Source organism: Roseburia sp. AM51-8 (assembly GCF_003478275.1).
Taxonomy (GTDB): domain Bacteria; phylum Bacillota; class Clostridia; order Lachnospirales; family Lachnospiraceae; genus Pararoseburia; species Pararoseburia lenta.
On sequence record NZ_QUEY01000003.1, the window covers coordinates 395,333 to 410,888 of the forward strand.

Genomic DNA, 15,556 nt, shown 5'->3' on the forward strand with positions numbered 1-15,556 from the left:
GATTATACCTATCTATCCCTGCTGTTCCAACTCTTTTCTTGCCTCTGCAAGCAGGATCTCTTTGGTATTACATGCCGGGTCTTCGACCACCTTGGCAAAAAGTTTATCCAGGACCTGACCGATCTGTTTTCCCTGTGGCAGACCCAATGCCAAAAGTTCCTTGCCGTTGATAGCTAGATCCTTTTTCTGTATGCAGGCATGGTCTGCTAAGATCTCCTCGTAGAGTTCTTCAAAACGGTCGATCGCCTCTAATTTTTCCGCCCGCATATAGGTACTCTGCGCCAGAGCGTCTGCACGCTTGACCGTAAAAATCTGTGGGAAACATTCCAGCCCCATCTTTACCATACTGCGCCGGATGCTCTTTTTGGTCAGCGCCGGACGCAGATCATGAAAACGGACCAGGCGCTTGACCGCGCGGATCGTATCATTATCAAACTTGAGTCGGTGCAAAATCTGCCCTGTCATCTCCGCCCCCACTTCCGGGTGTCCGTGGAAATGATCGATGCCATCCGCATCGGTCGTACGGCACTGGGGCTTTCCGATATCATGAAAAAGCATGGTCAGTCGTAAGATACGGTCTGGCGGAACCCCCATGATGGCATGTATGGTATGTTCTCCCACCGAATACTGATGGTGGATGGTATGCTGGGGTGTCTGCATCATTGCATCAAACTCCGGCAGAAATACGCGGCTGAGTCCACTCTCATAGACAGCCCGCATCTCCTCCGGGTGGTCTGATGTTAATAGTTTGACCAGTTCTACCATAATGCGCTCTGTACTCACCTTGGCAATGGTCGATGCCAGAGTGCAGATCGCTTCGTAGGTCTGTCGCTCGATCGTAAATCCCAACTGTGCTGCAAAACGCACGGCACGGAGCATCCGCAGGGCATCCTCAGAAAATCGCTCACTCGCACATCCCACACAGCGTATAAGACCACGTTTCAGATCGCCCACGCCGTCAAAGAGATCTACCAAGCCCTGACTGTCATTGTAAGCCATGGCATTGATGGTAAAATCGCGCCGCTTGAGATCTTCGGATAAGAGATTGGTAAAGGCGACACTCTCTGGGTGTCTGCCGTCCTTGTATTCGCCGTCAATGCGATAGGTCGTCACCTCATAGCCGGTCTTTCCACACATGATCGTCACAGTCCCGTGTGCAATACCGGTATCGATGGTATGGGAAAACAAGTCCTTGACTTCCTGGGGGGATGCCGAGGTCGTGATATCCCAATCCGCCGGTTCTTTCCCTAAAATGCTGTCGCGGACACAGCCACCTACCGCGTAGGCTTCGTGTCCGCAACTTTCCAAACGATCTATAATTGTGATTACGTCCTGTGGTAATACGATCTTCATTAATATGCTTTGCCCCAATAAACTAACTTCTTAGCCGGTTTTCCACAACATACACAGACATCTGAAATCTTTTCCTGTGTAAATGGCATACATCTGCTGGTCGCTGTTGTCTCTTCTTTGATCTTGTCTTCACAAGCCTGCTCACCACACCACATTCCGCGGATAAATCCCGGCTTGTTGGCTACGATGTCCTTGAACTCCTCGTAGTTGTGTGCGTCGTAGGTATGCGCATCTCTGTGTGCTCTTGCACGCTCTAACATCTCTGTTTGCATGGTATCCAAGATCTCTGTGATCTTTTCTGCCAATGTATCCAGAGATACCGTAATCTTTTCTCTGGTATCACGCCGAACAAGGATCGCCTGATTTGCCTCGATATCACGAGGTCCCATCTCTACTCTTACCGGAATACCGCGCATCTCCTGCTCAGAGAACTTCCATCCCGGAGACTTGTCCGTATCATCTAACTTGGCACGGAGTCCTGCTGCACGCAAGGTATCCAATACTTCGTGTGCCTTATCCAGCACGCCTTCTTTATTCTGCATGATTGGAATGACATCCACCTGAACCGGAGCAATCCTTGGTGGCAGTACCAGACCGGAATCATCCCCATGTACCATGATGATAGCACCGATCAGACGGGTGGTCATACCCCAGGAAGTCTGATGTACATACTTTAACTGGTTGTCCTTATCGGTATATTGGATCTCAAATGCCTTGGCAAAACCATCCCCAAAGTTGTGGCTGGTACCGGACTGTAAAGCCTTGCCGTCATGCATGAGTGCCTCGATCGTATAAGTTGCCTCTGCACCTGCGAACTTTTCCTTGTCTGTCTTACGTCCGCGGATGACCGGCATAGCCAGAACTTCTTCACAGAAGTCTGCATAGAGGTTCAGCATCTGCTGTGTACGCTCCTCAGCCTCCTCTGCTGTTGCATGTGCTGTGTGACCTTCCTGCCACAAGAACTCTCTGGAACGAAGGAAAGGTCTGGTCTCCTTTTCCCAACGGACAACAGAGCACCACTGGTTATATACCTTTGGCAGGTCTCTGTATGACTGGATCTCATCCTTATAGAAATCGCAGAACAAAGTCTCTGAGGTCGGTCTGACACAAAGTCTTTCCTGTAATGGATTGAGTCCTCCATAGGTGACCCATGCAACTTCCGGTGCAAATCCCTCGACATGATCCTTTTCTCTCTCTAACAGACTCTCCGGGATGAACATTGGCATGTAGACATTCTCTACACCCGTCTCCTTAAATCTACGATCCAGTTCATGCTGGATATTCTCCCAGATCGCATAACCGGCAGGTTTGAAGATCATACATCCCTTGACACTGGAATAGCCCATCAATTCTGCTTTTTTTACAACATCCGTATACCACTGTGCGAAGTCAACATCCATAGATGTAATGGCTTCTACTAATTTTTTATCCTTTGCCATCATGGCCTCCTTCATCTTTCATCAATACCATTTATTCTAAAAAAATCCACAAGTCTTGTCAAGGCTTGACATCAGCGGACTTTGCCTTATTTTTTAGGTAAAACGGTAAATCTCCCAGATCAAAAATGCACTTGCCGGTCCTAAGATCACACCCCAGATCCCATAGATCTCCAGTCCCAGATAAATACATGCCAGAACAATGAGAGGATCAGCACCGACGCTCCTGCCGATGAGTTTTGGTTCCAGATACTGACGGAGCAGGCTGGTGCCCCCTGCCAAAAAAAGATAATAGATGCCAAGCCCGATCTTCTTTTGCAGGAACATGACGACCGCCCAGGGCAAAAAGATCAGTGATGTTCCGATAAAAGGCAGGGCATCACAAAAACCGATAAAAACGCCCACCAAAACCGCATAGGGGTTGCCCGTCAAGAGCAGGGCAACAATACAGATCGCCGTGATGATCAGCATGATGATCCCCTGGGCGCGCAGATAATCGCCGCCTACCACGGACAGATCTTTTGCCAGAGACACAACCACCTGCCCGAAGGTATTCTTTTTAATCTGCTCCTGTAAAAGGGCATAATCCTTGGTCATAAGGATGGTCGCCACCAAGGTCACCGCCAGAGCCACCATGCCGCCCAAGGTATCCTGCATGCCGCCGAAAGGTGACGCCACGTTGTCTACAAAATGGTCAAGCATCTGTTCTGTGTTAAATTTTGCCATGAGTTTTTCGTAGGCTTCCCCGAACAGACCGGACTCCTTTGCCCCCTCCCAATACAAGAGTTCTTCCCGCCGCCCCCACAGATCCATAAATTCCTTTACCAGATACCAGAGCAGCAGGCAGACACCGCCCACGATCAAGAGATTGCGCAGGATCAGAAGAGTCTTATGCTCTTTTTTCCTGCATGCCGACCGCCGAAAAGCGCCCGCCAGATAAAAGGCTACAAAAAAGGGAAGCACCATCGGCAGCAGCCACTTCATAAAGGCATATACCAAGAGGGTGATTCCCAGTAGTTTAATTGTATTTCTGATAAAATGATAATTCTGCTCCATAGGATCAGTATGTAGCAAATTCTTCCTTTTTATGCAAAAAAGTCACCGAACTCTCTGCCACGAGGCTTGATGGAAAAATCCATGCCCTCCTCGCTGACCGGATGCGTAAACTGCAGGCGGTAGGAGCAGAGACAAAGCGGTTCTCCGGTACGGCTGCCACCGTATTTGACATCGCCTAAGATCGGTGCCGTACGGCTTGCCAGTTGTACGCGGATCTGGTGGAAACGACCGGTATCCAGATGGATATCCAAGAGGCTGCGATCATCCAGACGCTTGACCACTTCATAGGAAAGGCGCGCTTTCTTTGCCCTTGGGTTACTTTCCGTAACCACCATGGCACGGTTCTTTCTCCCATCTTTTACAACATAATCTTCCAAAACGCCTGTCTCCGGTATATTCTCTCTGGTCACGATGGCGTAATAATATTTGGCAAACTGCCTTGCCTTTAATTCTTTGCCAAGAATGGCTGCCGCCGCCGCATTTTTTGCAAAGACCAATACTCCCTCGACCGGCTGATCCAGACGGTGGATCACCCCTACATAGTCGCTCTCGCCCTTTGCCACACGATAATTGCGGATCATGCTGACCATATCCGGCTCTGTCATCTTGGCGGTCTGCGTTGCGACCCCTGCCGGCTTATAGCAGACCAGCACATCCTCATCCTCAAATAATACCTCTAACTCCATACTTTCTCCTTCCGCGCCAAGCCGCTATGCCCCCATAGGCGGCTGCGCTTTCTTTATACCTTGAACCGATATCCCACGCCCCAGATCGTCTCGATGTATTGTGGTTTATTGGTATTCAATTCTATCTTTTCACGGATCTTCTTGATATGAACGGTGACCGTCGCGATGTCTCCGACCGAATCCATATCCCAGATCTCCTTGAACAATTCCTGCTTGCTAAAGACATGATTTGGATGCTCTGCCAGAAATGCCAGAAGTTCGAACTCCTTGGTCGTAAACTGTGTTTCCTCGCCCCGGATCCATACACGTCTTGCCGACTTGTCGATCTTGATATCACGGATCTGGAAGGTATCGCCCTGGGTCTGCTGATTGCTGCCCACCAGACGGTCATAGCGTGCCAGATGAGCCTTTACCCTTGCAACTAATTCGCTCGGTGAAAACGGCTTGGTGATATAGTCATCCGCTCCAAGTCCCAATCCACGGATCTTGTCGATATCCTCTTTCTTGGCAGAAACCATAAGGATCGGCGTATTCTTGACCTGACGGATCCTGCGGCAGATCTCAAAGCCATCCATATCCGGCAGCATGAGATCCAGCACAAAGATATCAAAATCTTCTGCTAGGGCACGCTCGCATCCCTTGACGCCATTCTCCTCGATCACGACCTCAAAATCCGATAACTCCAGATAGTCCTTTTCCAGTTCCGCGATCGCTAGTTCATCCTCGATAATAAGTACTCTACTCATTTGGTACCTCCTGATATTTTCGTAAAACAAAGTACATGACTGTACCTACATTCTCTTTGCTGGTTGCCCAGATTTTTCCACCATGATCCTCAATGATCTTTTTGACAATGGAAAGTCCGATACCGCTTCCGCCTGCCGCAGAATTGCGCGAAGCATCTGCCCGGTAAAAGCGGTCAAAAATATATGGCAGGTCTTTGTTGGAAATACCCTTGCCGTTGTCCTCGATCTCGACCTGGATAAAGTCGCCCACATCCTTGATCCGCATACTGATAAAGGACGGCTCCTCTGCCCGCATATACTTGATGGCATTGCCGATGATATTGTGGATGACCCTGCCAAGCTGCTCCGGGTCAGCGATCATCAGGGTATCTTCATCTACATAATTAAAGAAAGTCAGCTGCATGTGCTGATTTTCCAGATCCATTTCCAACTCTTCCATACAGTCGGTGAAGTAGTCCTTGACGTTTAGTTTGTGGAAATTGTATGGGATCTTATTGGTATCGATATTGCTGTATAAGGTCAGTTCATTGATGAGGGTGTTCATCTCATTTGCCTTGTTGTAGATGGTCTTTAGATAGCGTTCCTGCTTCTCCGGTGTGTCCGCCACCCCATCTAAAATCCCCTCCGAATAACCCTTGATCGCCGTGATCGGCGTCTTTAGGTCATGGGCGATATTTGAGATCAGCATACGGTGTTCCTGCTCCGCATCCAGTTTCTCCTGCGCATTCATCTGCAAGCGCTTGCGCATGGCCTCAAAACTCTCACTGAGTTCACTGATCTCATCATGTCCCTTGGTATCAATGGAAAAATCCAGATTGCCGTCCCGGATATTCTCTGCCGCCTTATTGAGTTGGCGCAGACGGGAAATGATACCGCTGTATGTCCAGATCACTAAGATCGCCGCTGTAAAAAAGAGGATCAGGATCACAGAGATCATAACATCGACCACCAGATTCTTAAAATCCGGCAAATGGGCGATATACTCATAACTGGTACTGGACCATTGGATGTTCAGCGTTGGCAAGATCGTGTTGATGGCATATAGCCCTATGGCTGCCATGATAATCGGTACAAATATGATAATGCAAAAGGATATGACAAGTCGCGTCCGTAACTTCATAAACCATTCCATCCTTTATATAGAAAAAAGTCGTGGGATGTCTCATTCATCCCACGACTTCATTATATCACTTCATCCCCTCAAAAAAAGCATTCCATCAAAGTTTTATACTTTTTTTAGAATCTTAAAGATATTTTTTCAAATCCTCAACTTTGTCTAAAGCTTCCCAAGGAAGGTTCAGATCATTACGTCCAAAGTGACCGTATGCTGCTGTCTGCTTGTAGATCGGTCTTCTCAGATCCAGCATCTTGATGATACCAGCCGGACGAAGATCGAAATGATTACGAACGATCTCAACTAACTTCTCATCAGATAACTTGCCTGTACCGAAAGTATCTACCATGATAGATGTAGGCTGTGCAACACCGATCGCATAAGACAACTGGATCTCGCACCTGTCAGCCAGACCTGCTGCAACGATGTTCTTTGCAACGTAACGTGCTGCATATGCTGCGGAACGGTCAACCTTTGTGCAGTCCTTTCCGGAGAAAGCACCGCCGCCGTGACGAGCCATTCCACCGTAGGTATCTACGATGATCTTACGTCCGGTAAGACCTGCATCACCGTGAGGTCCACCGATAACGAAACGTCCGGTCGGGTTGATAAAGAACTTTGTCTCATCATCTACCAGTTCAGCCGGCAGGATCGGGTCAAAGACATATTTCTTGATGTCTTCATGGATCTGTTCTTGTGTTACATCTTCGTCATGCTGTGTAGAAAGAACAACAGCCTCAAGTCTCTTTGGCTTACCTGCCTCATCATATTCTACAGAAACCTGTGTCTTTCCGTCTGGTCTTAAGTAAGAAAGTGTACCATCTTTACGTACCTTAGTAAGTTGAAGTGCCAACTTATGAGCCAAAGAAATCGGATAAGGCATGTAATCTTCTGTCTCGTTGGTAGCATAACCAAACATCATACCCTGATCTCCGGCACCGGTATCCAGATCATCTGTCAAAGAACCCTTCTTTGCCTCTAAAGCCTTATCAACACCCATAGCAATATCTGCTGACTGCTGGTCTAATGCAACCATAACAGCACAGGAATTGCCATCGATACCCTTCTTACCATCATCATAACCGATATCAAGAACCGTCTTACGAACGATTGCAGGAATATCAAGTTGTGCCTTTGTGGTTATCTCGCCTGTTACAAGTACAAATCCGGTACATGCTGCTGTCTCGCAGGCAACACGGCTCATCGGATCCTGTTCCATACAAGCATCTAAGATTGCATCTGATACAGCATCACAGACCTTGTCCGGATGTCCTTCTGTAACAGACTCTGAAGTAAATAATAATTTTTCCATTTTCTTCTTCCTTTCTGTATTACCCTTTGGTTCCTTTTTAACGCCTTAAAAGAAGCATTAAAAAAATCCGCCATAAGCGGATTTAATTGTCTAAGATAATCAAATCCCTTATTGTTCGAGTTACTCGCTCAGGTAGGCACCTTCCATCTTCCGGGGTTGCCGTGGTTTCATCGATCCTATGTATCTCCGCCACTCTGAATAAGAGAAAATACGATATGGAATTTTCAAATCTGTGACTTTCATCAGTGATGACTTTACACCCCATATGGGTATTTGTCAAGAAATCCCCCTATACAATTCCTGCATTTTGTAGTCGTCCCCTAGTCTTACCCCGCAATCTGTATATATTTGCCCATTTTGGCATTTTTCTTTGGCTTTCGACGCAAATCGTCAGAAAACTATTGCCAGATGGGAGATATTACATATATAATATTTCTGTGTGTATAATTTTCTTTCATTTACGAAGCAATTACACACCTTTGGGGGAAGAACATAATATGATAAAAGTAAGCGTAAACCGATTACAAGCCGGCATGGTCGTTGCCAAGCCGATCGTTACAAAAAGAGGACAGACCATCGCATCTGCCGGGGCCAGTCTGACATCACAGTTGATCGCCAAGTTATCCTTTTACCGGATCCAGACCGTTATGATCGATGAAAATTCGATCCCACAGGAGATCCGCGAACAGGCAGTCACACTGGAAGTTGCCGAGCCAAAGCCGGAGGCTCCTGCCCAAAAGCCGGTCGCAAAACCGGTCACAGAGCAAAAGACAGAGACTCCGCACCCGCAGGTCCATCCGCTCGAGACAACGTCGCATAGACAGCGCATACAGTCTACGCCGCAGTTTCAGGCATTTCAGACCTCTTATACACGCAATATGATCTCTCTGAAAGAGGATTTTGATCTCATCATTGCAGGACAGGTTGACGGTGCATGTGACCATCTTCTGTCCGAGGCAGCATCCTTATTTGCTTCCAAGACTTCCTTGGAACTTTTTGACATGATACATACCATGCGTTCTGTCGATGATTCCGTCTACGCCCATTCTTTGAATGTCGCTTTGATCTCCAGAGCCATCGGTAAATGGATGCAGTTCTCCAAGGAAGATTTGAACACCCTGACCTTGGCAGGGCTTTTACATGATATCGGCAAGACCCAGATCCCTTCTGAGATCTTAAATAAACAGGGCAAACTGACCGATGAGGAATTTGACATCATCCGTTCCCATGCCAAACTGGGACACAAGATCTTAAAGGACACCGACCTGGATCTTCGTATCAAGTTGGCAGCCTTACAACATCACGAACGTTATGACGGATCCGGTTATCCACGCGGTCTGGAATCCGATGAAATCGATACTTTTGCTTCCATCGTTGCCATCGCTGATGTATATGATGCCATGACGGCAGCACGCTCTTACCGTGCTCCCAAATGTGCTTTTCAGGTCATTGCCGCTTTTGAAGATGACGGTTTCCAGAAGTACAACCCAAAAGTCATCTTTACCTTTTTGCAGCGTGTGGCAGCCTGCTACAACAACAGCCGTGTCCTTCTAAGTGACGGCACCGCCGGACAGATCGTGTATCTCAACAAAAATACCTTATCCCGTCCGATCGTCGACACTGTCGAGCATGGCTTGATTGACTTATCCCAGTCTGCCAACAAGGATCTGTTCATCAAGGCAATCCTTTAACATTTCTTATAAAATCAAAAACGGCTATCTTTATCACATACATGACAAAGATAGCCGTCTTTTTATCTTTTGATCTAGGAAACCCGAAGCATAAACTTCTGGATCTCTTTTTCGCAATTTGTCCGTTCGATCTGTGCGCCCAGACTGCGCAACTTGATCTCGAAATCCTCATAACCGCGCTGGATGAAATGAATATCTTCCACGATGGTAATGCCATCTGCTGCAAGCCCGGCGATCACAAGGGCTGCACCTGCACGCAGATCCGGTGCACTCACGCGCGCACCTGTGTATTCCTTAATGCCACGGATAATGGCAATATTGCTCTCCACCTTGATATCTGCTCCCATGCGGGAAAGTTCATCCACGTACTTGAAGCGGTTCTCAAAAATGCTCTCGGTAACGGTAGACGTACCATCCGCCATACCAAGCACAACCGTCATCTGCGGCTGCATATCTGTCGGAAATCCCGGATACGGAAGCGTCGTGATCTGGGTATGAGTCAAGCCCTTGTTGGCAACAATACGAACAGCATCATCAAATTCCTCGATCATACAGCCTGCCTCGATCAACTTGGCAGATGTAGCTTCCAAATGCTTTGGAATAACATTTTTGATCAGGACATCACCCTTGGTCGCTGCTGCCGCGCACATAAAGGTTCCCGCCTCGATCTGATCCGGAATGACAGAATAAGATGTCTTGTGTAACTTTTCCACACCTACGATACGGATCACATCCGTACCTGCACCACGTATATTGGCACCCATGCTGTTTAAGAAGTTGGCAACATCTACGACATGCGGCTCCTTAGCGGCATTTTCGATCACGGTCTTGCCCTCGGCAAGTGCCGCTGCCATAAGTACATTGATCGTAGCACCGACAGATACCTTATCCATGTAGATATGGCTGCCTACCAGATGGTCTGCCTTTGCAGAGATCAAGCCATAACTGATGTCCACATCAGCGCCCAGTGCCTTGAATCCTTTGACATGCAGGTCGATCGGTCGGCTGCCGATCACGCAGCCACCCGGCAATGCTACTTCTGCTCTTTTGTATTTTCCAAGTAAGGCTCCCAGAAGATAATAGGAAGCACGGATCTTTTTGATGTATTCATAATCTACGTTCAACTGTCCGATGGTTGATCCGTTGATGCGCGCTGTGTGTCGGTCTACGCGCTCTACCACTGCGCCGATATCGCTCAAAGCATCCAGCATGATGTTGATATCCCGCACATCCGGCAGATTATCTATGGTCACTGTCTCATCCGTCATAATGGACGCTGCAAGAATTGCGAGCGCTGCATTCTTGGCACCACCGATCTCTACTTCCCCTACGATCGGATTTCCCCCCTTGATTACGAATTGTTCCATATAACACCTCGTTACTCATTTATTCCAAAGGCTCTCGCCTATATTTACCCATTGATAAAAGACATTATAGCACATACTACATCATATGCACCAGTAAATCTTGCGTCACTTGAAAAAGTCAATCTATTTGCCACATACAAACTGACTGCGATACAATTTCGCATAATATCCGTTCTTCTCCAACAATTCCTGATGATTTCCCTGTTCTAAGACCTTACCGTCCTGCATATAGAGGATCACATCTGCTTCGCGGATCGTGGAAAGTCTGTGTGCTACGACAAAGGTTGTTCTGCCTTCCATCATGGTCTGGAAAGCCTCCTGTATCTTCATCTCCGTACGCGTATCAATGGAAGATGTCGCCTCATCCAAGATCAGCATAGGCGGCAATGCCAGCATCAGGCGGGCAATACAAAGAAGTTGCTTTTCTCCCTGCGAAAGACTGCCGTCATCGCCCTTGATATAAGTATCATACCCATTTGGCAAACGTTTGATAAATTCATGCGCATGGGAAGTTCTGGCTGCCTGCACCATCTCTTCTTCTGTCGCATCCGGGTTGGCAAACAAAAGGTTTTCCCGGATAGTGCCCTCTTTCAGCCAGGTCTCCTGTAAAACCATGCCGAATTTTTCACGCAGGTTGGCACGCGAGATAGACCGGATATCGACACCATCAATGGTGATCTTGCCATGTGTCGTATCATAGAAGCGCATAAGCAGGTTGATAAGCGTCGTCTTACCGCTTCCGGTCGGTCCGACAATGGCAATACGCTGTCCCGGCTCTACGGTCAGATTTAAGTGCTCAATGAGCGGTTTGCTCGGATCATAGGAAAACGCCACATCCTCAAATACGATCTTTCCTTCCACATCCGACAGATGATTTTCCCGGCTCTCCTCCACTGCCGGTGCATCAATGATCTCAAAAATACGCGCTGCGCAGGCAATGGCGTTCTGTAATTCCGTGACAACGCCGGAGATTTCATTGAAAGGCTTGGCATACTGGCTTGCATAGCCTAAGAAACTGGTCAGTCCACCGACCGTGATGCCGCCGAAGATCGCAAGAATGGCACCTGCGACACCCACACCACTGTAGATCAGACTGTTGACAAAACGTGTTGTCGGGTTGGTGATGGAAGAATAAAAAGTCGCCTTTAAGGAACTGTCTGCCAGGCGGTCATTCAAGACATCAAATTCCTCTTTTGCCTTCTCATTATAAGAAAAAGCAGATACAACCGACTGGTTTTCGATCATTTCATCTGCATATGCAGTCTGTTCGCCGCGGTGCTTCGCCTGCAACTGGAACATAGCATAAGTCCTGCTTGCGACAAACTTTGCCACCAGAAGGGATACCGGAGTCAGGACAATAACTACCAATGCGATCGGCAGGCTGACACGCACCATAAAAAAGATCGTTCCCAGAATGGTCAGTACACCGGTAAACAACTGGGTAAATCCCATCAAAAGACCATCGGAAAAGACATCCGCATCCGTAGCGATACGACTCATATAATCACCATGGGAATGGGAATCAATATTTTTGATCGGCATGACTAACATCTTCTCGAAAGCCTTTTGCCGCATGTTTTTCGTAATGTCATAGGTAATGTAATTATTGATACGGTTCATAAGCCACTGGAAAAAGCAAGTACCCACGATCGCCAGTGCCATCTTTTCTAAAATCTGATACAGTCCATCCCATTGGATCTGCCCGCTGCCGATCATACAATCGACCGCCTTTCCCGTAAGTACCGGAACCAGCAGGGTGAAGATGACTGTCAGTATCGCACAGATCAGGCTGAGAACGATCTGTAAACGGTAGGTCTTTAATTCCACCAGAACACGTTTGATTACTTGAGATTGTTTGATTTCATTTTTTGTACTCATGATTGCTGACCCTTCCTCTTACGAGTTTTGCTCTTTTTCGTCTTTTGGAAACTGTGAATAGTATATTTCCTGATAAATGGCATTGTCCCGCAACAGGTCTTCGTGTTTGCCCTTGCCTACGATACAGCCATCTTCCATGACTAAGATCTGATCCGCTTCCATCACAGAGGAAGCACGCTGCGATACGATAAAGGTCGTCGGATGCCAAGGCAGCCCGCGGATCGCCTTGCGCAGTGCTGCGTCCGTTGCCACATCCAGTGCAGAAGCCGAATCGTCCAGGACCAGGATCTTCGGCTGTCCCGCCAGGGCTCTGGCAATCGTCAGTCTCTGTCTCTGTCCGCCGGAAAGATTTCTGGCATCCTGTAGGATCTCCTCATCCAGACCATGCTCTTTGCTTTCGATGACGTTGTCTGCCTGGGCTGCATGGACGGCTGTCGCGATCATATCATCTGTAATATCCTCCCGTCCGAAACGGATATTGTCCCGGATGCTTCCATGGAAAAGCACACCGCGCTGCGGTACCAAACCTACGATCTTTGTCAGTTCTTTTTCCTTGTAACTGCGTACATCCTTGCCGTAGATCAATACTTTTCCCTTGCTGGCATCATACATATGGTTGAGCAGGTGCAAAACGGTAGACTTACCGGAGCCGGTGCCGCCGATGATACCAACGGTTCCATGATCCGGCACCTTAAAATCAATATCCCGGATCGCCATCTCGCCCGCCTGTGGATAAGCAAAGGATACCTGCTCATAAGATACTGCATCCGCCTCTGATGCCTTTTGTGTCTCTGTCACATAAGTCCGCTCATCATATGGCATTTCCATGATCTGCTCCACTCTGGTAACCGAAGCGTAGGCACGCATAAGTACCACGATCAGGTTTGCCAGTTTGATCAGTTCTACCAAAATCTGTGACATGTAGTTGACAAGTGCTACGACCTGTCCCTTGGCAAGGATCCCCATATCGACCTGGGTAGAGCCAAACCAGATGACTGCCACAACACCAAGATTGACGATCACATAGGTGATCGGGTTCAGAAGTGCAGAAACCTTGCTGGCACGCATCTGGTCGGCATACAGGTCTTCTGTCTGCGTCCCAAATGCCTGCTTCTGCTGTTCCTGATTACCAAAGGCACGGATCACACGGGCTCCCTCTAAGTTTTCACCGACTGCCAAAAAGACGCGTTCCATCTTCTTTTGGATCCGGCTAAAGATCGGCAGGGTCGACTTGGTGATACCATAGACGACCAGCCTAAGAGGGCGATCACGATCACAAAGATCAGGGTCGACTTGACATCAACGATCAGTGCCATGATCATCGCACCAAACACGATAAACGGAGAGCGCAGGAAAAGACGCAGGAACATATTGATACCACTCTGTATCTGGTTGATATCCGATGTGATACGTGTTGTAAGTGCCGATGTTCCCACACGGCCATGGCTTGCCGCTGACATATCCATGATGCGGTGAAAAAGATCTGCACGCATCTTAGAAGCCGTGTAGATGGCTGCTTTTGCCGCAAAATACTGTGCCGTGATGGCAAATGCCAGGCCCAAGATGGCAAACAAGATCAAAAGCAGGCACATATGGATCACATAGTCCCTATCCCGGTTTGCGATTCCTACGTCGATAATGGATGCCATTACCAGCGGAACCAGGAGTTCAAAAATTGCCTCCAGCATCTTAAAGAGCGGTGCAAATATACTTTCTTTTTTATAATCTTTTAAATATTTTCCCAAGAACTTCATTTTCTATCCCTTACTTCAAAAAAAGCAAAAAGCAAGGACTGCGCCTTGCTTTTGCCTGTCATTATTCTGCCGTTGTGTCTGCTGCCGTTACCTTTTCAAAGAAAGTATCGAACTGTACTTTCTTCCATTGCTTCTTATCGGTCGTCCAGGTAATTTCCTTTTTCCAGCCCTTCAAGACAGACTCTAAATAGTCACTGCGCTTTTTCTCCTCAAGCGTTGTCATCGCTTTTTGGGTTGCTTCTTCATCATACGCGCTATCTAAGCGGATGACATAGTAACCATCGTTTCCTACATCTACAACAGATGAGATCTGTCCCTCGGAAAGAGCATCTGCGGCTGCGATCACGGCTTCATCCAAAGAAGTGTCATCCTTTCCGTAGGATGCTGTCTTGATGGTCGCGCCCGCTGCCTCACCGTCTGTCTCCAGATCGGTTGAAGTCGTAAGGGCTTCTGCCTTTGCCTTTAATTCCTTTTTCTGGTCATCGGTATAATATCCGGTATTGCCAGAGGAATCTTTATAAGTCACGGATCCGAAATAAGCATAAGTGATCGTGCGCTGTGCAGCCTCCTCCTCGGTCACTGTCACATCTGCCGACTCCTTGATGGCTTCGGATACCTTGGATGCGATCGTCTGATTAGTCAGATACTTTTCTACGATCTCCTCGGTCGCCGTCATAGCGTCCAGTGTATCTTCCGAATTGTTCTTGATAAATGCCTTAGCTGCCTTTTTGATGGACTTTTTCTCATCATCGGAAAGGGTCACATCATAATCAGAGGCATGCTGTTCCAAGAGGTAATCTTCCTTCATGGACTTCATGACATTTTTCTTGACGTTATCCTCAAGCGTCGTGCCATCATCTTCCTTTGTCCACATATCCGTACCCATATACTGTAAATATGTGGCATCATACAAGGACTGTGTATATCTGGCAACGAAATTGCCGTAACCCAGTGATATGCTGTCCTCTCCTTTATTGATATTTACAAGTGTTGCATCTGCATTCAGACCGCATCCGGAAAGCAGGGTCGCTCCCGCAAGCGTCAACGTCATTGCAGCAACAAGAATATTTCTTTTTTTCATACTGACTTTATCTCCTTGTTTTCGGCTTACCTTGCTATTATAGCCATTTTGCAGGTAAGGGGCAACCTCTAAACCTTTGAAT

At 47.7% G+C, this 15,556-nt stretch carries 11 protein-coding genes, 1 pseudogene and 1 riboswitch; of the genes and pseudogenes, 1 reads left to right on the forward strand and 11 read right to left on the reverse strand.

What is annotated here, in order from left to right; genetic code table 11:
- Nucleotides 1-12 precede the first annotated feature (12 nt).
- The 7 genes from DW996_RS08660 to metK all read right to left on the reverse strand — a co-directional run bounded on the left by DW996_RS08660 (nucleotide 13) and on the right by metK (nucleotide 7,703).
- Complete coding sequence (locus tag DW996_RS08660) at nucleotides 13-1,353, reverse strand: CCA tRNA nucleotidyltransferase (RefSeq protein WP_118535442.1); 1,341 nt, start codon at nucleotides 1,351-1,353, stop codon at nucleotides 13-15.
- Entirely contained in the window at nucleotides 1,353-2,792 is a 1,440-nt protein-coding gene (gene proS / locus DW996_RS08665) for a proline--tRNA ligase (RefSeq protein WP_118535443.1), read from the reverse strand. Before proS ends, DW996_RS08660 begins: the two co-directional genes overlap by 1 nt.
- 93 nt (nucleotides 2,793-2,885) lie before the next feature.
- Entirely contained in the window at nucleotides 2,886-3,863 is a 978-nt protein-coding gene (locus tag DW996_RS08670; RefSeq protein ID WP_147403372.1) for an AI-2E family transporter, read from the reverse strand.
- Nucleotides 3,864-3,874: 11 nt separating this feature from the next.
- Nucleotides 3,875-4,531, reverse strand: coding sequence for an RluA family pseudouridine synthase (locus tag DW996_RS08675; protein ID WP_118281481.1), 657 nt, complete (start codon nucleotides 4,529-4,531; stop codon nucleotides 3,875-3,877).
- 53 nt (nucleotides 4,532-4,584) lie between these two features.
- Nucleotides 4,585-5,277: a response regulator transcription factor gene (locus DW996_RS08680; protein ID WP_118281480.1), complete on the reverse strand. Its 693-nt coding sequence runs from the start codon at nucleotides 5,275-5,277 to the stop codon at nucleotides 4,585-4,587.
- On the reverse strand, nucleotides 5,270-6,397 hold the full coding sequence (locus DW996_RS08685) for a sensor histidine kinase (RefSeq protein WP_118281479.1): 1,128 nt from the start codon (nucleotides 6,395-6,397) through the stop codon (nucleotides 5,270-5,272). Before DW996_RS08685 ends, DW996_RS08680 begins: the two co-directional genes overlap by 8 nt.
- A 124-nt stretch (nucleotides 6,398-6,521) precedes the next feature.
- Nucleotides 6,522-7,703, reverse strand: a complete 1,182-nt coding sequence (metK, locus tag DW996_RS08690; protein ID WP_118281478.1) for a methionine adenosyltransferase — start codon at nucleotides 7,701-7,703, stop codon at nucleotides 6,522-6,524.
- 105 nt (nucleotides 7,704-7,808) lie between these two features.
- Nucleotides 7,809-7,908: riboswitch (SAM riboswitch) on the reverse strand.
- A gap of 292 nt (nucleotides 7,909-8,200) precedes the next feature.
- Between metK and DW996_RS08695 the strand changes: the two genes are divergently transcribed.
- Nucleotides 8,201-9,394, forward strand: a complete 1,194-nt coding sequence (locus DW996_RS08695) for an HD-GYP domain-containing protein (RefSeq protein WP_118535444.1) — start codon at nucleotides 8,201-8,203, stop codon at nucleotides 9,392-9,394.
- Between the two features lie 74 nt (nucleotides 9,395-9,468).
- On the opposite strand, the gene DW996_RS08700 is transcribed toward DW996_RS08695, so the two are convergent.
- The 4 genes and pseudogenes from DW996_RS08700 to DW996_RS08715 form a co-directional block, all read right to left on the reverse strand.
- Entirely contained in the window at nucleotides 9,469-10,761 is a 1,293-nt protein-coding gene (locus tag DW996_RS08700; RefSeq protein ID WP_118281476.1) for a UDP-N-acetylglucosamine 1-carboxyvinyltransferase, read from the reverse strand.
- Nucleotides 10,762-10,884: 123 nt separating this feature from the next.
- Nucleotides 10,885-12,639: an ABC transporter ATP-binding protein gene (locus DW996_RS08705; RefSeq protein WP_118535445.1), complete on the reverse strand. Its 1,755-nt coding sequence runs from the start codon at nucleotides 12,637-12,639 to the stop codon at nucleotides 10,885-10,887.
- A gap of 18 nt (nucleotides 12,640-12,657) precedes the next feature.
- Nucleotides 12,658-14,393, reverse strand: a pseudogene (locus DW996_RS08710) (ABC transporter ATP-binding protein).
- Nucleotides 14,394-14,454: 61 nt separating this feature from the next.
- Nucleotides 14,455-15,474 (reverse strand): peptidyl-prolyl cis-trans isomerase, encoded by a 1,020-nt coding sequence (locus DW996_RS08715; protein ID WP_118281473.1) that lies wholly within the window; start codon nucleotides 15,472-15,474, stop codon nucleotides 14,455-14,457.
- Nucleotides 15,475-15,556: the final 82 nt, after the last annotated feature.